Source organism: Corallincola platygyrae (assembly GCF_039544265.1).
GTDB classification, from domain to species: domain Bacteria; phylum Pseudomonadota; class Gammaproteobacteria; order Enterobacterales; family Neiellaceae; genus Corallincola; species Corallincola platygyrae.
Genome location: NZ_BAABLI010000015.1, coordinates 147,321 through 167,437, shown reverse-complemented (window position 1 = coordinate 167,437; position 20,117 = coordinate 147,321). Strand labels below are relative to the sequence as shown.

The 20,117-nt window shown below is 50.7% G+C and carries 18 protein-coding genes; 13 read left to right on the top strand and 5 right to left on the bottom strand.

Annotated features, from left to right (window positions below; genetic code table 11):
• Nucleotides 1–43 precede the first annotated feature (43 nt).
• The gene (locus ABEA14_RS13485; RefSeq protein ID WP_345340550.1) at nt 44–1,231 is read right to left on the bottom strand and encodes a BaiN/RdsA family NAD(P)/FAD-dependent oxidoreductase; all 1,188 of its coding nucleotides are present in this window, start codon (nt 1,229–1,231) and stop codon (nt 44–46) included.
• A gap of 465 nt (nt 1,232–1,696) precedes the next feature.
• On the opposite strand from ABEA14_RS13485, the gene ABEA14_RS13480 reads away from it, so the two are divergent.
• The 10 genes from ABEA14_RS13480 (at nt 1,697) to ABEA14_RS13435 (ending at nt 13,466) form a co-directional block, all read left to right on the top strand.
• Complete coding sequence (locus ABEA14_RS13480; protein WP_345340549.1) at nt 1,697–4,414, top strand: protein kinase domain-containing protein; 2,718 nt, start codon at nt 1,697–1,699, stop codon at nt 4,412–4,414.
• Nucleotides 4,415–4,429: 15 nt separating this feature from the next.
• Nucleotides 4,430–4,735, top strand: a complete 306-nt coding sequence (locus ABEA14_RS13475) for an FHA domain-containing protein (RefSeq protein WP_345340548.1) — start codon at nt 4,430–4,432, stop codon at nt 4,733–4,735.
• Complete coding sequence (locus tag ABEA14_RS13470) at nt 4,732–5,490, top strand: MotA/TolQ/ExbB proton channel family protein (protein ID WP_345340547.1); 759 nt, start codon at nt 4,732–4,734, stop codon at nt 5,488–5,490. Before ABEA14_RS13475 ends, ABEA14_RS13470 begins: the two co-directional genes overlap by 4 nt.
• A 1-nt stretch (nt 5,491) precedes the next feature.
• Nucleotides 5,492–6,208 (top strand): FHA domain-containing protein, encoded by a 717-nt coding sequence (locus ABEA14_RS13465; RefSeq protein WP_345340546.1) that lies wholly within the window; start codon nt 5,492–5,494, stop codon nt 6,206–6,208.
• Between the two features lie 2 nt (nt 6,209–6,210).
• Nucleotides 6,211–7,428: a PP2C family protein-serine/threonine phosphatase gene (locus ABEA14_RS13460; protein ID WP_345340545.1), complete on the top strand. Its 1,218-nt coding sequence runs from the start codon at nt 6,211–6,213 to the stop codon at nt 7,426–7,428.
• Between the two features lie 13 nt (nt 7,429–7,441).
• Entirely contained in the window at nt 7,442–8,989 is a 1,548-nt protein-coding gene (locus tag ABEA14_RS13455; protein ID WP_345340544.1) for an FHA domain-containing protein, read from the top strand.
• Nucleotides 8,990–8,994: 5 nt separating this feature from the next.
• The gene (locus tag ABEA14_RS13450; protein ID WP_345340543.1) at nt 8,995–10,428 is read left to right on the top strand and encodes a trypsin-like peptidase domain-containing protein; all 1,434 of its coding nucleotides are present in this window, start codon (nt 8,995–8,997) and stop codon (nt 10,426–10,428) included.
• A gap of 3 nt (nt 10,429–10,431) precedes the next feature.
• Complete coding sequence (locus ABEA14_RS13445; protein ID WP_345340542.1) at nt 10,432–11,358, top strand: vWA domain-containing protein; 927 nt, start codon at nt 10,432–10,434, stop codon at nt 11,356–11,358.
• A 52-nt stretch (nt 11,359–11,410) separates the two neighbouring features.
• Entirely contained in the window at nt 11,411–11,731 is a 321-nt protein-coding gene (locus tag ABEA14_RS13440; protein ID WP_345340541.1) for a hypothetical protein, read from the top strand.
• 112 nt (nt 11,732–11,843) lie between these two features.
• Nucleotides 11,844–13,466 (top strand): S1 family peptidase, encoded by a 1,623-nt coding sequence (locus ABEA14_RS13435; RefSeq protein ID WP_345340540.1) that lies wholly within the window; start codon nt 11,844–11,846, stop codon nt 13,464–13,466.
• Between the two features lie 69 nt (nt 13,467–13,535).
• On the opposite strand, the gene ftnA is transcribed toward ABEA14_RS13435, so the two are convergent.
• The gene (gene ftnA, locus ABEA14_RS13430) at nt 13,536–14,063 is read right to left on the bottom strand and encodes a non-heme ferritin (protein ID WP_345340539.1); all 528 of its coding nucleotides are present in this window, start codon (nt 14,061–14,063) and stop codon (nt 13,536–13,538) included.
• 205 nt (nt 14,064–14,268) lie between these two features.
• Between ftnA and fabV the strand changes: the two genes are divergently transcribed.
• Nucleotides 14,269–15,459 carry an enoyl-ACP reductase FabV gene (gene fabV / locus ABEA14_RS13425; protein ID WP_345340538.1) on the top strand — a complete coding sequence of 397 codons (1,191 nt, stop codon included), beginning with the start codon at nt 14,269–14,271 and terminating at the stop codon, nt 15,457–15,459.
• A gap of 4 nt (nt 15,460–15,463) precedes the next feature.
• On the opposite strand, the gene ABEA14_RS13420 is transcribed toward fabV, so the two are convergent.
• The 3 genes from ABEA14_RS13420 to ABEA14_RS13410 form a co-directional block, all read right to left on the bottom strand.
• Nucleotides 15,464–15,664, bottom strand: a complete 201-nt coding sequence (locus ABEA14_RS13420) for a hypothetical protein (protein ID WP_345340537.1) — start codon at nt 15,662–15,664, stop codon at nt 15,464–15,466.
• Between the two features lie 55 nt (nt 15,665–15,719).
• Nucleotides 15,720–16,922 (bottom strand): RtcB family protein, encoded by a 1,203-nt coding sequence (locus ABEA14_RS13415; protein ID WP_345340536.1) that lies wholly within the window; start codon nt 16,920–16,922, stop codon nt 15,720–15,722.
• Between the two features lie 593 nt (nt 16,923–17,515).
• Nucleotides 17,516–18,448, bottom strand: a complete 933-nt coding sequence (locus tag ABEA14_RS13410) for a hypothetical protein (protein ID WP_345340535.1) — start codon at nt 18,446–18,448, stop codon at nt 17,516–17,518.
• 328 nt (nt 18,449–18,776) lie between these two features.
• On the opposite strand from ABEA14_RS13410, the gene ABEA14_RS13405 reads away from it, so the two are divergent.
• Both ABEA14_RS13405 and ABEA14_RS13400 read left to right on the top strand, forming a co-directional pair.
• A complete protein-coding gene (locus ABEA14_RS13405) occupies nt 18,777–19,595 on the top strand; it encodes a DUF1194 domain-containing protein (RefSeq protein WP_345340534.1) in 819 nt (272 codons plus the stop codon).
• Nucleotide 19,596: 1 nt separating this feature from the next.
• Nucleotides 19,597–20,004 carry a hypothetical protein gene (locus ABEA14_RS13400; protein ID WP_345340533.1) on the top strand — a complete coding sequence of 136 codons (408 nt, stop codon included), beginning with the start codon at nt 19,597–19,599 and terminating at the stop codon, nt 20,002–20,004.
• Nucleotides 20,005–20,117: the final 113 nt, after the last annotated feature.

Sequence of the window (20,117 nt, the reverse complement as noted above, 5' to 3'; positions counted from 1 at the left end):
AAATTACAATGAAAAATCCAATCGATTCATTAGCCTAATGCAGCTAGACATGCTGCGCGGCAAGCCAGCCAGAACTCCATGCCCACTGAAAGTTGTAGCCCCCGAGCCAGCCAGTCACATCGACCACTTCGCCGATAAAAAACAAGCCGGGCACGTTTTTAGCGGCCATGGTTTTTGAGCTAAGTTCGTTGGTGTCAACACCACCCAAGGTGACTTCAGCCGTACGATACCCTTCAGTCCCGCCGGGAATTATCTGCCACTCATGCAGTACACTCTGTAACTTCTCTTTAAGTTTGTTGCTGATCTGGCCGATCGCTGGATTTCCCAGTTGATGCATATCCAGCCAGGTTTCAACCATGCGTTTCGGGAGTTTTCTGGACAGTGCGTTTTTCAGCGTAAGTTGCGGTTGGCTATTCGCCTGCTCCAGCAGCCAGTCGACGAGTGATTCGTCAGGGCTGAGGTCAAAAGTGACAGGCTCTCCAGGCTGCCAAAAAGAGCTGATCTGCAGCACGGATGGACCAGACAGGCCTCTATGAGTGAACAACATCGCTTCTTTAAATGCAGTGCCATCCTCGGCAGTAGCGTAACTATCGACACTGATGCCTGCGAGTTCAGCCAGTACCTCTTTCTGTTCCGGATGCAGTGTAAATGGCACTAGCCCCGCACGTGTGGGTAAAACATTCAGACCAAATTGTTCTGCGATCTGATAACCCAGCGGAGTGGCTCCCAACTTAGGCATCGACAAGCCACCGGTGGCGACGACAAGCGATTCACACTCAAATACACCCTGGCTGGTTTTGAGCTGAAACCCCACGTCAGTCTTCTCCACGGCCAGGATCTCCGTGCGCAGTTTGAGCTCAACGCCTGCGTCATCACACTCTTTGAGCAACATGTCGACAATCTGGTGCGCACTGTCATCGCAGAACAATTGGCCCAGGGTTTTCTCGTGATAAGCAATGCCATGTTGGTCAACCATGGCGATAAAGTCCCATTGGGTATATTGAGCCAATGCGGCTTTGCAGAAATGGGGGTTCTGGCTGAGGTAGTTAGATGGCTCAGCGTACATATTGGTGAAATTACAGCGGCCACCGCCGGAAATGATGATCTTTCGCCCTGCTTTCTTACCATGGTCAAGCAGTAATACGCGACGCCCCCGTTTGCCCGCCTCGGCGGCACACATCAAGCCCGCAGCACCGGCACCTATCACTATTACATCTGCTTGCTCAGCCATGGAAGGTCCAACTCATCACTTACTAAAAAACACGACATTTTACGCCACTATGTTGAGTACGGGTAGCCGAGCAGGAAGTACTGTGAATCTCCCTAAACTGATTTCTCAGATTGCCCCAAATGTCAGCAGTTAACGTTTAATGGCCTTAAAAGAGATAAATTTGAGCCTCTTAGGATCACAAAATCAGCAAGTTAGTAATTCAGCGAGACGATTCGGCGTTATAAATAGATTGAACAGTTGGTGCCAGCGCATTAGAAAAAACTAACTATAAGCATTGGCATGTCTGACCAGATAGCGCAAAATACGAACAATATTTAACAAATTATTAACTTAAGCGTGCTTCGCTTGAGTGACATTGGTTTTCCGTCCGCGATCATTGTCATTAGCAAGGCCTTTTAAGCTCTGCTTTTTGAAATTGACTCTGCGGAGGTTAGTTCCACTTATTAGCTAAGGTAAAGCGACAGCATGGACCACATTCACGCACTGCCAGTCGGCTTTCAACTCGACAACTATCGCATTGAAGGCATTCTTGGTCACGGTGGCTTCGGCATCACTTATAAAGCGGTAGACATCTATCTGAACAAGGTGTTTGCCATTAAGGAATTCTTGCCCAATGAGTTTGCGGTTCGTGCTGGCGATACCGTTGCTCCGAAAAGTCAGCAGGATGCGGATGACTTTCAATGGGGTCTGGACCGCTTTCTACAAGAAGCTCAGGTGCTGGCACGCTTTACCCATCCCAATGTGAATCATGTGCATCGCTTCTTCCAGGCCCACGGCACCGCTTACATGGTGCTGAATTATGAAGAAGGGATCACCCTGTCGAAAAAACTGCAGACAACACCGGTACTCGGTAATGAGGAAGTACAGCGACTTTTGATCGACCTCACCAGCGGTCTGCGTCAGGTGCATCAGGCCGGCATGATCCACCGCGATATCAAACCGGGCAACATTATTATCCGCCCAGACGGCAGTGCCGTGTTACTGGACTTTGGAGCTGCACGTCAGGCCATTGGCAATCGATCCGGTCGTGTTACTCAGATCCTGACTCCCGGATATGCCCCCATCGAGCAATACGCAGAGTCAATGGATCAACTAGGTCCCTGGACCGATATCTATGCACTGGGTATGGTGGCTTACCGCGCTATTACCGGTGTCGGTGATGACAAGCTGATGGATGCAGTCAGCCGTTCATTAACGGTAAGCCGTGGCGGTGCCGATATGCCTACCGCTGAGTCTATTGGCGCAGGCAAGTTCGCTCCAGGCGTATTACAGGGCGTCGACTGGGCAATGCAGGTTAATGAAAATCAGCGCCCACAGAGTGTTGAAGTGTGGCAGCAGAAACTTGGTATTGTTGCCGAATCGACACCACCGGCAACACCAGCGCCATCAGGTCATGCAGAACCTGCTGCAACAGTGATGATGGGACAGTCCTCCAATCAACCTGTTTCTCAGGGCTCTGCTCCACAACCTGCCCAACAATCCTCCGCAGCCCCAGTGACTTCTGCACCACCGCAGGAAGGTAACAGTGGCGGCGTCATGAAAACACTGCTGATCCTTCTGGTTGGCGTGGGTGTCGGTGTCGGTGGTTACTTCGTAGCACAAAGCCAACTGAAACCAGATATTGGTGGCGGTAAAAAAGCCGAAATCGTACAGAAAAAAGATCCAGTAGCACCTAAGAAAGCTGAATCTGGGCCGCTCAAACTGACATTGTCTCCGAGCACCGCCAAAGTTGTAATGACGGGCTCTGGCCGTTTGTTCAGCCAGGGGATGTCACTACCCCACGGTCGATATGAGATCCGAGTGTCTGCCGATGGATTCCAAACCAGTACCTTGACCATCACCCATGATGGCTCGCAGACCCCCATGGTATCGCTATCTGAAGTGGTGCCAACGGAGTTTCCATTCACCGTGGCACGCACGCCTTCTAATGCCAGAGTACGTATTCTGAATATCGGCCCGGCATATACAGATGGCATGATGCTGGCCCCTGGTCGCTACCGGGTCGAAGTAAGCAAAGCAGGTTACCGCACTTATACCGGCTGGTATGAATTTAAGCCTAAGTCTGGCGACAAGGGACCTAAAATCGACCTTAAGCGCAGTGGCTACATCGTTGATGCTTCTGGCAAAGGCGATTACACCAGCCTTAAGAGTGCAGTCGCGGCGGCCAAAACCGGCGATACACTGCTGATTAAACCTGGTCGTTACCAGGGCCCTATCATTCTGAATAAGGCAATCAAACTAAAAGGTGACGGCGATCGAAGCCGCATCATTATTACTTCAACAACCGAAAACACCTTTGCGATTTCGGCGGACGCGACAGTGGAAAACCTGACGCTGAAATACACTGGGACAAAAGAGAATCAGAATACGCTGTGGATCACTGGCGGCAGCCCGGTGATTCACAATAATGACCTGAGTAATGGCCAGTCCACCATTTTGGCGGCCAATGGCACATCCAAACCAACGGTTACTGACAACTATTTTCATAGCACACCATGGAATGCCATCAACGTTTACGGTGACGTTCGTGGTACTTATCGCAGCAACCATTTCCACGGTCTGGATAAGCCGGTATTTGTCTCTAGGGAGCGTTCAGCACCTAAGGTTCAGAGTAACCGCTTTACCAATAACAGCTCGAACCATTTCTTGATTAAGGGCTCTGCCAAAGGCAGTTACGAGAACAATGTGATACGCCGAGCTGGCGAAAGCTTTGTCGTGTCTATCTCAGGAACGGCGACCCCTACCATGTTAGGACTGGACGTTAAGAGCCCTGCAGGCCGTGTATTCTTAATTCAAGAACAGGCTCAGCCTGTGATTAAAAACAGCAAACTGACCGGGTTGGTGAATTGGGCACTATGGGTTGAAGGCTCTGCCAGTCCGCGCTTTGAAGGCAACGAAGTCGATGGCTTCGGTTTAACCATCTACGACACGTCCAGCCCATTGGTAATTAACAACACGTTACGCAATATCGGTGGCAACGGGATCAATATTCGTGAAGAAGCCAGCGGCACCTATCGTGGTAACAAGTTCTATAACGTAGGTTATGACGAAGACGATTCATATCCCACGATCTATATCCACGAGGATGCTGCGCCAATCGTCACGGGCAACCGTTTCTTCCAGGGTGGCTCACAGAACGTTCATGAAGCTGGAAGCAAGGCAAACGTTCAGGATAATTACTAGATTGGAGAGGAAGCTATGCCAGTAAGCGCATTCAGTATCGGTCGAAGATCCAGCAATGATGTCACTTTGCAGGACCCATCTGTATCCGGTTGTCATGCTGAGCTGGTAAGAGCTGCCGACGGGCGTTACTACCTCTGCGATTGCAAAAGTACCAACGGTACGTTTGTTGATAAACAGGGGCAGTGGCAAGGAATCACTCAAACCTTTGTTGAGTCTCACCATGCGGTGAGGTTCGGCAATGTCACCACTACCGTGGGGCAACTGCTACAACAGTTGCCCAGCCCACAACGGCGCCCAGATACTGGTGAGGTGCTATCTTGAAGCGCAAGGAGTACTGGCTATATTGCTGCGGCGCAGCCGTTGTGATCCTCACCCTACTCTCTTTTACGCTGCCTCCAGAGAGCAGCATTGCAGGTTTTCTGTTGGACAGAAATAGTCGCATGCTGCCCTACCCGTTCACCATTCCTGTATTAATGTGGCTGGTATTTGCATTTGGCATGGCGGAACTGTGGTTTCGCCTCGATGCAGCCAGTGAAGAGGAGCGCCAGCTTTCATTGCAGTTACTACCCGAAGATGAACAGACCATGCTACTCGGGAGAGATCTGGGAGCTCTCTACTCCAGACTACAAACCATCGCACCGGACTGTTTTTTACCTCGCCTGTTAAGACGAGTGATCCTGCAATTCCAAAGCAGCGGCTCACTTTCGCAGGCCAACACCATATTTAACTCCAGCCTCGAACTTTATCAGCATGAAATTGACCTTAGGTACAACATTGTTCGTTACATCAGCTGGTTGATTCCAACACTAGGTTTTATTGGCACTGTGGTTGGTATTGCGCTTGCACTGGCCGACGCGGGTGCCGCACCAAAATTCGATGACCCGGAGCTTCTTAAGCAAGTCACACTCAGTTTGGGACTCGCATTTTACACAACACTGCTGGCACTGCTGATGTCAGCGATACTTGTACTTGTCACCCATGTGGCACAAGGCCGGGAAGAACGCGCCTTGAATTTATCTGGGCAATATTGCCTGGACAACCTTATTAACAGACTTTACGAACGTCAGGGGGAGTAACATGCCCGTCTATCGAGATCAGAATGGTCGCATCATTGATAATCCGACCCAACAAGCCAGCAATCCGCTGGAGCAACCCACTCAAGTAGTAAGAGGTAATCAGCCAGCTCCACAGCAGACAACAGGAAATGGCAATCCGCTTGATACCCCGACGTCTGTCAGTCGTCCTGGCGTAACACCGCCACCAGTCTCAGGTGAAAACGCATTTGACGCGCCAACATCGCGCAACCCTCAGGGACAAGCTCCTGCAGCGACACCCGCTGATGGTGATCCAAAAACCCGAGTATTTCGCCCAGGGCGCCAAACCACAGCAGCTGCCTCAGGCGCTCCTGTGTCTGCACCGATCGAGCCTCAGGGGGACGCCATGGCAGACCCGCTATCAGGCTGGCTGGTGATCACCGGCGGTCCAGGTATGGGACACGCTCTGCGCTTGGGATACGGTGTTAACGCCATAGGTCGTGATCAGGACCAGCGTGTGATCCTCGACTTTGGTGACGACCAAATCTCACGCAAGCAGCATGCTTTGGTCACCTACGATCCCAAGGGTCGCAAGTTCTATCTGCAACAAGGCGGTGGCACAAATCTGGTTTACATGGACGACGCACCCGTGCTGACCCCAACCGAACTGAAGCCAGGTGTAGAACTCACCATTGGTGCAACAGAGCTGAAATTCATGCCGCTTTGTGGCCCTGATTTTGACTGGCAGGAGAAGTCATAATTATGGCTGATACGCCATTGATGGCGGGCGCCCAGATCCAGGGGGCTCGTGATTATCAAGAGGATAGTTTTGGTCATTGGCAGATCAATGACCAAGGTGATCTTCTGCTGTTGGTGGCAGACGGTATGGGCGGTCACGCTGCGGGAGATACCGCCAGCCAATTGGCCAAAGATACCTTCCTCGCCCATTACCAACAGGCCAAAGATGGAGGTGCTCCTGCAAGTGTGATCTTGCGAGATGCGCTCTATGCAGCCAACGACGCAATCACCCAGCATATAGATGAGAACCCTGGCCACGAAGGTATGGGATGCACGCTGCTGGCAGCTGTGGTCGCAGATCAATCAGTGACCTGGGTGAGTGTTGGTGATTCTCCCATGTGGCTGCTCCGTGACGGACAGCTTCATCGCCTTAATGACGACCACTCCATGCTACCTGTATTGCAGGGGTTGGTTGAACTTGGCCGTATGACCGAAGAAGAGCTTGCAACCGACAGTCGGCGAAACGCATTACGCTCCGCACTTTGCGGTGATCAGCTATCTCTGGTTGACCAGCCTGATACGCCATTCCCTTTAAAAGAGGGAGACCAGATCCTGCTCGCCAGTGATGGCGTGCAAACCCTTGCTGAGACGGAAATCGCCACCCAACTGGCGACACACAACTCAGATCCGACGGCAGGCGTACGCGCACTGCTCGGCGCGGTACATGATGTCCAAAGTCCTGGTCAGGATAACGCAACCGCAGTGGTGGCCAGCATTGTCTCTGGGGGAAGTGCCGCACCTGAACCCAAACAAGGTAGCAGTAGCAGCATGACACTTTATGCTGTGGGCTTAGTGTTCGCGATGGCAGCGGTACTCTGGTTTATGCAGCCTGTACCAGAACCGATGGTGCCAGCCACTGACACAACCCCAGCAGAGATAAGCGATGCTCCTGTCTCAGAGCCAGAAGCTGATACCGATCTGACGCCTGAGCAGGACACAGCTCCTGCAGATCTGAAGCCGTTAGTCACAGACCCACAACCTGAACAGGCCTCTCCCGAACTGATGCCCGAGCCAGAGGCACCAGAAGCAGAAAACCTGGATGAGCAGAAAGGGGCTGACCAGGCAGAAGCGGCGCCTGAGAAATCAGATATGGCCGTTGATGATGACACGGATACAAAAAAGTTAGATGAAGCGCCCAGCCCGATAGAGCCAAAGGCTGAGCAAGAAAAGAATAACGAGTAATGGAAGCACGATCATGAAACGACTGTTCACTCTGTTGATAGGCGCCTTGCTGGCCAGTTCGGCCATGGCAGCTGACATTCCTAACAAAGCTCTGCTGGATAGCAGCCTGGTGCTCAAGGTTTATCTCAACGATAACCCTCGAGCAGAAGCGACTGCCGTTGTCCTTGCCAAAGGGTATGTACTGACCGGCAGCGACGCGCTGGAAAAAGGACAAAGATTTACTGTGGTCGATGCAACGGGCGCGGAACTGGCAGCCATCAGGGTGAATCAGGACGATAAGCTGGGCCTTGCCCTGCTTCGCGTAGAAGGGCTGGATGCTCCGGCGCTGACCGTCGCCAAACAGCAGTCTGAACAGGGGCGTGCAGTTGGCGCGCTGCGCTTAGCCAGCGATAAAGACAAAGCACCCAAGACCTTTCGATTCGGCATCGGCAGCATTACCAAGCTGGTCCACGACAAAGATAGTGGCAAACGTTACATCGTTCATAACATCCCTCTTAAAGATGCCAGTCATGGTGGCGCCTTGGTGAACAACTGTGGCGAGCTGATTGGCATCAACGTGCCTGATCCTGATGCCAGCCTGTTTACCAGCAAAGAGGGTAGTGGCTTCAGCGTCCCTCTTGCACAAGTTCAGGCAATGAGTAAAAGCTACGCTGCAGCCACTGTGGCAAAAGAGGTTTGCCTCTCTGCTGCCGAACAAGCCCGACGAGCGGAAGAAGCATTGGCGGACACAGAGACCAAACTGAAAGAAACCGAAAAGAACCTGGGAGCAGAGCTCGAAGCGTTAGAAACCGAGCGTGATGCGCTCGCTAAAAAGCGTGCCGAAGAAGCTAAAAAGGCAGCCGAAGCCAAGAAAAAACTGGCGGAGCTGGAAGAGAAGCAGAAGCAGCTCAAAGATGCCTCCGATGAAGAACGTGCCGCTTTGGGTGCAGAAATTGACGCCCAAAAAGCTGTGGTAGCAGAAGCCGCCGCCAAAGCGGCAGAGCTGGAAACCAAGCTGACAGCGCAACAGGCCGAGCTGGAAGCCGCCAAAGCGAAACAGGCACAGCAACAACAGTGGATGCTCTATGGCGGTATTGGTGCGGCCGTCGTTGTGTTGGCACTGATCATCCTGTTACAGCTGAAGAAGCGCAAAGCCTCGGAGTTGGCGCAACAGCAGCAGATGACCGCAGAAGAGTTGCAACAGGCTCAGCAAAACCTGGCAGCGAAAGCCGCGCAGGAGCAAGCCATTGCTGCTATCCCAGACCTGATCCTGGTAGGTATTGATGGGGAGTCTGCCTCCCTGGCCGTGCGTATCCAGGGCAGCAGCCTGGGTAACTCAGCAGCAGGTTTAGTTCTGGGCCGTAACCCCAATTCGTCAGACTTAGTTGTCGCCCATAGCGAGATATCTCGTCAGCATGCACGAGTGATCTGGGTCAGTCAGCAATTGATGATTGAAGACTTGGCGTCCACCAATGGCGTCGCCATCAATGGTGTAACGCTGCCTCCGCAACAGCCTCATATTGTCCAGATTGGTGACCGAGTGCAGTTCGGTACCCTGATGTTTGAACTGAGACAGGCGTAACTCTTATGCAGCTATCCCTCAAGCCTATACTCCTTTTCACCGCGCTACTCGGGCTGCTGCTTCAGCCCGCGTATGCCGCGTTGAAGGGGGTAGATAAACTCGAACGTGGCGTAGTGCGTATCGTTAATATCATGGTGGATGGAACCTCCACAGGTACCGGTTCGTTGTTGAATAAAGACGGTTATATCGCGACCAACCACCATGTTATTGAAGATTACCAGGAGCTATTCATTATCACTCACAACGATGAGCAGCGGATTGAGGCAGAGGTCATTATTGACTCCCCGGCCTTGGACCTTGCCATTATTCGAGTGAGAGGGATCAACGGTCACCCGATAGCGATCAACGACAGTCGTTTGAATAAAACAGACCAGGTATATGCCTTTGGTTATCCGGGCATTTCAGACCAGGCGCCTGGCGGCAGCCATGCCATTCAGGCAACAGCGACTGAGGGCACTGTCAGCCGTATTTATACCGGCTCCTGGGGCGGCTCTCGCTCATTAAAGATTGTCCAGCATGATGCCGCGGTAAACCCTGGAAACAGCGGCGGCCCGCTGCTTGACGCCTGTGGCCGCATAGTTGGCACCAACACCATGGCCATTAAGGCACAAGCTGGTCACGGTGCGTTTTGGGCTTCTCATGCATCGGAACTGACAGCCATTCTTAAAGACCGTGGCATTGACTACATTCGCGACAATAGCGAATGTGTGACAGGCTCAGGCGATGGCACAGATGCACAGGCTCGCAAAGATGCGCTGACTGCAAAGTCTGCCGCCGAACTTGCCGAGCAGCGCGCTCGAGAGGCCGAATTGAAAGCAGCTGAACTGCGCCAGCAGATGGATGAACAGCTTGGCGAACGCGACAAACAACTTAATTGGCTGATCGACAACGTATTGCTGGCGGGCTCCATCATGGCGGGCCTACTGGTGATAACCCTGCTGTTGGCTGTCAAAGGAAATCGCCAAAAGGCAGCGCAAGTGGTACATCAGGTGGTTGAGCCATTAAGCCAACGATTCAGAGGTTCAGCGCCTGCGCGACCTCCCGTCACGCCGGCCAGTAATCCGGGCCCAGCACCTGTACATGCGCCAAGTCCACAGCTTGCGGCAGCAGGGGCCGGTGGCATTGTACTGTCGGGATTTAAAGGTCAATCAGACAGTGTCTGTCTTCAAGTTACCGCAGCTCTGCTGAGTGCAAATCCCAAAGGCTGCAGTATTGGTCGCCATCCTCAACTTGTTGACCTGATGCTTGATGATAACTCGGTGTCACGTCGTCATGCTCGAATCAAGCGTGATGCCAATGGCTTTACTATTGAAGATTTGAACTCAACCAATGGCACCCGTGTCAATGGCGTTGTGGTTCAACCCTTTAAACCTGTCGCATTGCCATTGGACGCGCAATTGCAGCTAGGTGATGTAAAACTACTGGTGTCACAGGGCTAAGCGATGCAGCGTCGCAATCGGGAGATCAACATATTCAGCATGTCTGCGCTGGATCTGTTTGCCTCAGGTATGGGGGCGTTTATCCTGATTGCGATCCTGTTGTTTCCCTACTTTCCCCATACCGGTGACAGCGCCGATACAGATGCGCTGAAACAAGCGCTGGAAGATGCCAACGCAAGCGCTGATGCTCAGTCCGCCACCATTGAAGAACTGCAACGGCAACTGGCCGAAGCGTTGAAACTACTGGCGGAAAAGCCGGAGCCAGTACCCGTTCCCAAACCCGCCCCTATTCCCAAACCTGTACCTGAGCCTAAACCCGTTCCCGGCAGCAAAACTCAGTTTCCGGATATGGACCTGGTGCTTATGCTGGATGTGACCGGAAGCATGGGCAAATCACTGAGCGCTTTGAAACGGGAAATAGTGAGTTTTGTCAGTGTCACGGACAAGCTCTCTAATTCAATTGGCATAGGCATTGTGGCCTATGGTGACCGCCAGTATCAGCGGCCCGTGACGGTGCATCCGCTGCGAAGAATCTCTGACTCACCTCAGAACTTTAATCGTCTGCGCCAGTTTGTGAATTCACTGCAGCTCAGGCATGGCATAGGTGGCGGCCGTAACGACGATACCCCTGAAGCGCTGTACGCCGGATTAAAGCAAGCGGTAAGCAGTCAATGGCGTCCGGAAGTAGAACAGCGCATGATAGTGGTGATCACGGATGCGACGGGTTACCCAGAAGAACGAAATGCGACCCTAAACCTGGCCAAGAAATTTGTCAGCAGCAAAAAGAGTCGGGTTTCTGTGTTGTTTGTAACTCCGGATGAGCCTGTTCCTTTGGATCTGAAAGATTTAGCGCGCTCGGGTAAAGGGACAGTCGTTGAAGGCGGGACCTCACTCACGGCAGGGATACTGCAAGCGATACTGGTAGATTAAACAACAACGGGCCAAAGCAGGAAGATGTGCCCACAACATGAAAGGGACAATAATGATAATAAGGACGTTGTGGATATTCAGCCTATTACTGTTGCCTTTTTGCTGTCAGGCTATTGATAAATCAGCACTTCAAGGCAAGTGGGTGATCACCGCAATCAACGGCCAGAAGGGAGAGCCTCGCAACGATCTTTGGGAATTCAAAGATTGCCAATGGATCGTTTGGCTGGATAACAAACCCATGCCTGCAGATCCCTATACCCTTGAAAACAATATTATCGATCTCGGGTACTTCCAGATCACCGTGCTGGAACTTTCCGAGCGAGCAATGAAAACCGAACAACTCGGTTTTGTATATACACTGAAACGTCTGTGACCTGCGTGGCTAAGTGATTCTCTGCACAAAATAAAGACCCTGGCATAGTCAGGGGTTTATTGTTTGCTTTAGCATCCCATCAATACCTAATGGATTGATAACCAAGGATGTTATGAAAAAATTTCTCTCGCTTTTCAGTACCGCACTGCTCGTATTTTTAAGCCAACCTGCCATCGCCGTTGTCGGCGGAGAAACCGTTAGCGATCAAGACTGGCCCTTTACAGTCAGCCTACGCCAAATAACAGACAATGGCTTATCTGACCACCGTTGTGGCGGCGCCTATATCGGTGATGGTTTGGTACTCACTGCAGCCCACTGCGTCGACCTAGCGCCAGCAGATGAATCGGTCGCCTGTATAGGCGGCTCAGGAAGTGCCGGCGAAAACAACTGCTTCAAACTTTTCGAATCCATCATCCACCCAGATTATGATGAGCGGCTTTACATCGCAGATTTGGCCTTGTACAGGCTCAGCAACACCTTCAGCAAAAAAGAACTGCCTTCAGTAGCGGTTATCACCGAACAATTGGATGCGCAAATTCAGCCCGGTGAAAGGCTACAGATTTTAGGATTGGGCTCGACCAGTTACGAAAGCTATACACCCGCTTACCAACTGCAGGGTGCTGACATTGAGATAGCCGACGAAACAACCTGCAATGACGTTGCACAGGTCACTGCACCAAGCGGATTCAATGCCAGCAATTACTTGTGCGGAGGCGAGCAATTTAGGGGACCTGCGCCGGGCGATAGCGGCACACCTGCGTTTGTTTTTATAGATGGACAATATCACTACGCTGCGCTGGTATCCCATGGCTACAACTACATGGGCATATTCACCCGCTTAGGGGATTATCTCGACTGGATAGAGCAGGTGAAGGCAGACCTTGTTTACAAGCCAGTATTGGATGTAGGGGACGACCAGACCTGGTTTCTGGACCAAGCAACAGATCAGATAGAGCACACTCAGGTGATTACCAACCACTCCGATGAAGAGGTGACAATTGAAGAGGTCCGCCTGCAATCGGCTGATACTAATAGCGCTTTTGGACTTGTAAGCCATGATTGCACCGTACTGACGCCTTCAGCAAGCTGCTCAATTTTACTGACAGTGGAGCGCCCTGCATATCATCATGATCATGACGATCTTATTGTGAGAGCAAGCCATGGAGATGAGGCCCGAAATTACTATATCGATCTTTTGGTTTACGCCGCAAGCGCGGTGCCAGGCATTGAAAGCTGGGAGCCCGCATTTCAAAACTGGACCGTCGGCAATATAGACAACTGGACCGCAATAGCGGCAGGTATTGAGCATTCTAACGACAGCTCTTACGATAGTTACCTTCGCGGAACCCTGACAGGCCCGGCAACACTCAGCTATTCTGCGGTTTTAACAGGGGCCAGTGGCTATACCCAACTCAGCGTATTCATGGATGGAAATATTATTACAAACTTAAGTGGCAACTGCGTTGGCGAATCGATGCAGATAACAATCCCCGAAGGTGAACACACCCTCAAATTCCATTTTAAAGACCCTTATCAGTTAGCAACGCCATCATCAGTAACACTCACAGACTTCACCCTATTAGCGGCCCCGGCCGAGCAAGCTCAATTGCGCTGCAGCTACCAAGCAGCTGCTTTTTGGGACGAAGGGGATGATGTTGATGCAGGTGGTTCAACAGGACTGGTTAGCCTACTGGCACTACTTGGGCTAGCGCTCACTCGCCGCAAGATAAAGTAAACGCACTTCAACAAAAACAAAAAAGGAGCCTTTCGGCTCCTTTTTCAATTGTCTTACAAATCTCGATGCCTAAGCACCCGGCTCCATAATCGAGCCTGGCTTGCCACCACGCGCCATCGCCTGTAGGTCTTTATCTATAAAGAACAGTAGCTTGCGATCATTATCCAACAGCTCGATTTTATCCAGAATGCCTTTAAACAGCTTTTCCTCTTCGTGCTGCTCAGCCACGTACCACTGCAGGAAATTAAAGGTACTGTAGTCAGAACTGGTGAATGCCACATGTGCCAGTTCATTGATAGCGCGAGTCACCAGACACTCATGCTCATAGATCTTTTCAAACAGATCTTTGAGTGACTCGAACTCGTGTGGCGGCGCATCGATGCCGCCGAGGATAGGCATGGCACCGGTTTCACTGACATAAGTGAAAAGACGGTTCATATGCTCCATCTCTTCATTTGCATGCTCTTTCAGGAACTCAGCGGCGCCTTCAAAGCCTTTGTCTTCACACCAGGCACTCATCTGCAAATAGAGATTTGAAGAGAAAAATTCGAGATTAATCTGCTCATTGAGCTTTTCGACCATAGGTTTTGCTAACACAACCAACTCCACTGCTTTTTTGTATGCCTATCCGGTTATTCTCCGGTGCATCTACGTTCAGATCAATGCGTTGTAATAATATTTTCTTATAATTCAATCTCTTGATAATGATAATTGCTCGCATTACGTTTTGGTGACGCACTGCCTTTGCGCAGATAGATGTTCACTGTATATGCTTGAGGCAACACAACGCTCGGAGCCCGTTATGATCATCACCCCGCAACTGACAGGCAATATCGCTCGCAGCTGTCACCCTATCGGCTGCCGTCAGGCCCTGCAAAAGCAGATCGACTATGTGAAGTCACAGGGCGCACTGAACGCCCCCAAACGCGTGCTTATTCTGGGAGCTTCATCCGGCTTTGGTCTCGCCGCTCGCGTCGCACTGACCTTTGCAGGCGGCGCAGATACGCTGGGTGTTTCTTTTGAACGCGGGCCTTCCCAGAAAGGCGTGGGTTCCGCGGGCTGGTACAACAACTGTTTCTTCAAACAGGCGGCTGAGAAAGAGGGCCGTAAAGCCATCAATGTGATTGGCGATGCGTTCCAGCCAACGCTGCAAACTCAGGTTGTCGAGCAGATAAAGCAAGCGTTCGGTCAGGTGGATATGGTGATCTACTCACTGGCCACGGGTCGTCGCGATATTGCCGCCACCGGTGAGAGTTTCCGTTCTGTGCTTAAAACCACGGGTGAACCGGTTGAGGGCTATACGGTTAACCTCGAGACCGCGGCACTGGAGTGGACCAAGATCCCAACAGCTACCAGTGAAGAAACCACTCACACTACTAAGGTGATGGGCGGTGAGGGTTGGCAGGAATGGATAGATGCCCTGCTTGAAGCCGATGCCCTGGCGCCCGGCGCACAAACCCTGGCCTTCAGTTATTTGGGGCCGGACTTGTCGGCACCCGTTTATCGCTTCGGTACCATTGGCGTGGCAAAAGAACATCTGCACGCCACAGCCAATCACCTAAATGAGCAGCTCAACACGGCGATTGGAGGCAGTGCTTACCCTGTTGTCGCTAAAGCTCTGGTTACCAAAGCCAGTGTGTTTATCCCGGTGATGTCAGTTTACCTGGCGCTACTGATGAAGAAGATGAAAGCCAAAGGCAGTCACGAGGGTTGCATTGAGCAGTGTTACCGGCTGTTTGCCAGCAAGGGGGCTGGTGCAACGGCAATACTGGATGAAGACAGACAGTTAAGGCTGGATGATTGGGAGTTAGATGACGCGCTGCAAGCCGAGATAGCCCAAATCTATCCAACCATCACACCTGAGAACTTCAAACAGCTAACCGACTTTAACGGCTACAGACACGATTTTATGGCGCTCAATGGATTTGAGCTGGAAGGGGTCGACTATCAAGCCGAGGTAGATATGGAAGCGATGGCTGCACTCAAGCCATGACGAGTCAGTGATAAAAACGCGCCGGGGGCTCACTGCCCCCGGTCTCCTCTCGTTCCATCATTAAATACTCTTCCCAGGCATCCAACTGGGTCGCCTGTTTGTCCGCCTGCCGCTGTGCCTTCTGACTTCTGCCATGGGCACCGCCTTTTCGCATCAGTGGCGAACACGCATGTAGGTTGCGTGGTTTACTGAGTTTTACTTTCATCGTTACCTCCCTTCTTTTGGGTATGGGTATGTGTAAGAACAACAAATCGTTTGCTCTACCCTTTGACACACACCAGCTGCTTGAGTGTATGTACCACTTCTACCAGATCATTTTGATGTGCCATCACCTGATCGATATCTTTATACGCACCCGGGATCTCATCCAAGACGCCTTTGTCTTTACGGCATTCGACACCACGGGTTTGCTCTTCGAGATCTTTACGGCTAAACAGCTGTTTGGCCTTACCTCGGCTCATCACCCTGCCCGCACCATGAGAGCAGGAGCAGAAACTCTCCTCACTGCCTTTACCACGAACAATGTAGGAGCGGGTTCCCATTGAGCCCGGAATAATCCCCAACTCATCCTGTCGCGCAGAGATCGCCCCTTTGCGAGTCACAAACACCTGCTCGCCATAGTGAAACTCCTGCTGCACATAATTATGATGACAGTTAATCGCTTCATGGCTGACATCAAACTCAGGCAAGTGAGGGGCAATGGCACGAAGCACTAAACCCATCATCTCCTGCCGGTTCACTCTGGCGTACTCCTGTGCCCAGTTCACCGCCACCACATAGTCATTAAAATGAGGTGAGCCTTCACTAAAGTACGCCAGATCTTTATCAGGCAGGTGTTGCATATGCCCTTGCATATCGCGCTTAGCCTGTTGAATAAAGTAACGGCCAATGGCATTACCAATACCGCGGCTACCTGAGTGCAGCATGATCCAAACGTCATCTGATTCATCGACACACAGCTCGATAAAGTGATTGCCCGAACCCAAGGTGCCCATCTGTTTCACCCAGGTCGCATGGGGCTGACGCAGCATCTTCAGCAGCGTCGGATGTCGTTCGAACAGCTGTGCCAGTCCTTTTTCCAGCGGTTTGCAGGCCTGTGCTCTTGCCGACACTTGAGAATGCGCGCCGGCACCCACCGGAACTGCGCGCTCAATCGCCTCTCGGAGCGGCTTTAAATGATCCGGCAGTTGCGATGCTTTTATCGACAACCGCACCGCATTCATACCGCAACCAATGTCTACGCCCACCGCAGCGGGAATAATTGCATTGAGCGTAGGTATCACCGACCCCACAGTTGCACCAATGCCCATATGCACATCAGGCATAGCAGCAATATGGCTGTGAATAATTGGCAGTTTGGCAATGTTCTTTAATTGATTAATTGCACCATGGTCTATTGTGTCCGTATATATTTTTACGGGCACATCTTTCCCATTGCCATTTAATATCTTTTTAATAGGCATAAAAATCCCCTTCGCGATATTTATACATCGCGAATAACATTATATTTTTGGGACTTAACAAGAGTCGCGCTGGATTTTGGGTACAAAAAACCCCGGCTTTATGGCCAGGGTTCGTATTGACGTGTCCTGGCTTGCAAGTCCTGTTCATTGGCCTTGCAAGCTCTAGTACTTGAAAGGCCATTGTTAACGGCTGATATATTTAACCTCTGTCATTTCAAGTACTCCTTTTAATCTGATTTAAACTAATTGAGGCGAAATAATAGTTTATAAAATCTCACTGTCAATGTTTTATTTATATTTTCCCAAACAAAGTACAATTCTCTCATTAAAAACAGATGTCGTGCTTAACATTTTTTTATTAATTTAAGAAGACGATTGACTTCACGGAGCGATGTAAAAAAGGAACTCAAAAAGAAAGAGGGCCCAGTGGGGCCCTCTTGGTCGGCAACGCATCCCTGCTTCGGGTGGAGATCGCATCCGGTAATTCTGAGTTGATAAGGGATTCATGAAAAAACGACTACTCCCGACAACATCAACACAACCCAAAACACGATCCTAAACGCCTGGTACTGCTCAACCATAACCCCTCCGACTTACAGCGCTGATTTCAATGAAGTTGGAATTACGTCTTTGGTTACTTCTCTGCGCTGATTGCGGTTATGAGAAAGCTCTTGTTCTACAGAGTCATCTAGTTGTGACTCCATCATTTTCATTAGCCTGGCCAACTCATGTTGAGGGCGAGCAACATGGAACACTGAGTTTCGGCTTATTTGTGCAGTCGCATCACCGGGCGCTCTGCTTTTGAATACAACTTCGACATCTTCGCCACGCAAAGATCCGGAAATATCACAAAAAATAACTGCGGAAATAGGGTGCATCCCTTGGTCCAAGCTAACTTCGCCATTCATTAACGCTTCATCACGAAATCCCTGGTAAAGGTTTACGCTGTCAGAAAACAGCTCTCTGCCATTTACTCGCATCGAAGCAAAACAGCGAGTAGCGATCTTGGGTTCATTGGCTCGTTGCATCGAAAGTCGGTTCACATTGAACGAAAGCACAAATTGGTGGCGTCCTTTGGTCAAACTGGCATACACACCGTTCATCTGATATGCCCCAACAGGTGGCCGCTCAATTTGATTGTAGCGATGACGCGCTAAATGAAAGCGAGACTCATCCATAACGAAGCTGCCCAGATCCGAGCCTTTCAACTCAGGAACCGCTTTTCGAAAATCAGGATTCTTGTGCACTCTCACAACCCACCCCGGTTGCAAGCGCATATTGTTCGCCGCATTAGAAAACAGATTCTCGCTTCGCGCTCCAGGCTCAAGGGTCCGGAGTACATCCACCTCTCCCTGGAGTTGCTGAAAGTTTTTATTTAGTTGATTGACCTGCTTCTTAACCTGCTGATAGCGCATGCAAGCCCAAGTGCCACCGAGAAAGACCATAATAAGACTGATGATAGAGAGTGAAACAATGTACTTAGTCACACTCTTCTGGCGACGTTTATTGATATTGAGATTAGCCATAACAAACTCCTTTATCCGACCACCCTTACCCAATCAACCACTGTGCCAAATCCATAAAAACCATATTTTTCAAGATGATAAACTTATAAAGAGCACTACTATGCAGAGATTTTATTTGCAATTTACAACATCACCTTCGTTGCAAAATGCAAAATAATTGCAATTTGCAATATCCCCTAATTTCTACCTCCAACTTAAAAAACGTACCTTTCTTATTGAAATTATTGGTATTTATGCGTGATCTACCAAGTCGGCATGAGGTTTGACTCATTCTCCTGTGGCATCAACGGGCATTACGCCTGTGCATTCGGGTTAAGGAGTAAACGACATGAAGTACAGATCCAAAATTCTTTTGCCACTCGCCAACGGCACCCTTCTTTTTTCACTCTGGGCAACGTCAGCCGAGCAGAGCCAGGCGATAGAAATTATCGACCTGGATGTCGATGTGGAACTTCAGCTGCTGATGGACGTTTCTGGCAGCGTCAGCCATCAAGAGTACCTATTGCAGCGCGATGGCTACGCCCAAGCATTCAGCAATGATGAAGTGCAACAGAGCATCCTGCAGGGCGAACTGGGAAAAATCGCGGTTCAACTGGTGATGTGGAGTGGTGAAAACCAGCAAAGCATCATGGCCGACTGGACATTGATCGACTCCGTCGAGTCTGCTTTGGATTTCTCATCTGCACTTGCTGAGCTTGCTCGGCCTTTCTGGCATATGACGGGGGTAGGAAGTGCTATCGATTTTGGCACAGCACAATTCGCAGACAACGGATTTAGTGGCAATCGAAAAATTATTGATGTATCCGGCGATGGCATCGAAAACAGCGGTCGAGACACGCAATTAGCGAGAGATGATGCGCTCACTGAAATCGATACCATCAACGGCATTGTGATTAGCCCTTACCAATCCGTCAGTGATTTCTACGTGGACGAAGTCGTCGGTGGCGAAAATGCTTTTCTGATGCAGGTAGACAGGTTTGAGCAGTTCGGAGACGCCATCCAACAGAAGCTTAGTTACGAGATCAGTGGCGATGGTATTCCACCTCAAGCCACGCGTGTCTCGGTGCCTGCACCAGGCTCACTTTATTTGAGTTTGATGGGACTGATATTGGTCGCAGCCGCCTGCAAACGAAACAAGGAGAAATAAGATGAGAATACTCGCACTACTTGTCCTATCCGCTCTAATGATTGGTTATGCCCTTGCTAGCGAACAGACAGAGATACGTTTTGGCGAGGTCCGTTCAGACGTACCCGGTAGCAAACCCACATTCTCTGAACACAATCGATTTGTGATAGCGCCTGAAACCCTATACGGCTTGATAGTTGAAAAGCCGAGCGGAGAGCCCTTTACGCTCAGTACCATACATTACATCCCCAAGCAGGGACGAAATGGCCAGTTCAACAAGATATCAAGCCGTATGGTCAATGCGGTTGGTAGCAGTGCTGTATGGATGAAACCCCAACCCAATGATCCGGCAGGTCTTTACATGATGGAGGTATATGTCGATTTGCGTTTAGTCACAACTATCGAGTACGAGCTTTATGAGGTCCCATAAGGTTATGAGTAAATTCCATCCAGATAGTCATAACAGCCGGCGCTTTCCCCGCGTTGCCGTTCGCAAGGCGGGGATTAAGTTAAGATTCAAACCCAGCGGTTGGCTGCATTGGT

What these genes read in the sequence shown, in the direction of transcription:
- ABEA14_RS13455 (WP_345340544.1), top strand. Translation starts at nt 7,442, where the DNA reads ATGAAACGACTGTTCACTCTGTTGATAGGCGCCTTGCTGGCCAGTTCG.
- ABEA14_RS13485 (WP_345340550.1), bottom strand. Translation starts at nt 1,231, where the DNA reads ATGGCTGAGCAAGCAGATGTAATAGTGATAGGTGCCGGTGCTGCGGGC.
- ABEA14_RS13435 (WP_345340540.1), top strand. Translation starts at nt 11,844, where the DNA reads ATGAAAAAATTTCTCTCGCTTTTCAGTACCGCACTGCTCGTATTTTTA.
- ABEA14_RS13450 (WP_345340543.1), top strand. Translation starts at nt 8,995, where the DNA reads ATGCAGCTATCCCTCAAGCCTATACTCCTTTTCACCGCGCTACTCGGG.
- ABEA14_RS13405 (WP_345340534.1), top strand. Translation starts at nt 18,777, where the DNA reads ATGAAGTACAGATCCAAAATTCTTTTGCCACTCGCCAACGGCACCCTT.
- ABEA14_RS13465 (WP_345340546.1), top strand. Translation starts at nt 5,492, where the DNA reads ATGCCCGTCTATCGAGATCAGAATGGTCGCATCATTGATAATCCGACC.
- ABEA14_RS13480 (WP_345340549.1), top strand. Translation starts at nt 1,697, where the DNA reads ATGGACCACATTCACGCACTGCCAGTCGGCTTTCAACTCGACAACTAT.
- ABEA14_RS13460 (WP_345340545.1), top strand. Translation starts at nt 6,211, where the DNA reads ATGGCTGATACGCCATTGATGGCGGGCGCCCAGATCCAGGGGGCTCGT.
- ABEA14_RS13445 (WP_345340542.1), top strand. Translation starts at nt 10,432, where the DNA reads ATGCAGCGTCGCAATCGGGAGATCAACATATTCAGCATGTCTGCGCTG.
- ABEA14_RS13440 (WP_345340541.1), top strand. Translation starts at nt 11,411, where the DNA reads ATGATAATAAGGACGTTGTGGATATTCAGCCTATTACTGTTGCCTTTT.
- ABEA14_RS13400 (WP_345340533.1), top strand. Translation starts at nt 19,597, where the DNA reads ATGAGAATACTCGCACTACTTGTCCTATCCGCTCTAATGATTGGTTAT.
- ABEA14_RS13410 (WP_345340535.1), bottom strand. Translation starts at nt 18,448, where the DNA reads ATGGCTAATCTCAATATCAATAAACGTCGCCAGAAGAGTGTGACTAAG.
- ABEA14_RS13415 (WP_345340536.1), bottom strand. Translation starts at nt 16,922, where the DNA reads ATGCCTATTAAAAAGATATTAAATGGCAATGGGAAAGATGTGCCCGTA.
- ABEA14_RS13475 (WP_345340548.1), top strand. Translation starts at nt 4,430, where the DNA reads ATGCCAGTAAGCGCATTCAGTATCGGTCGAAGATCCAGCAATGATGTC.
- ABEA14_RS13420 (WP_345340537.1), bottom strand. Translation starts at nt 15,664, where the DNA reads ATGAAAGTAAAACTCAGTAAACCACGCAACCTACATGCGTGTTCGCCA.
- fabV (WP_345340538.1), top strand. Translation starts at nt 14,269, where the DNA reads ATGATCATCACCCCGCAACTGACAGGCAATATCGCTCGCAGCTGTCAC.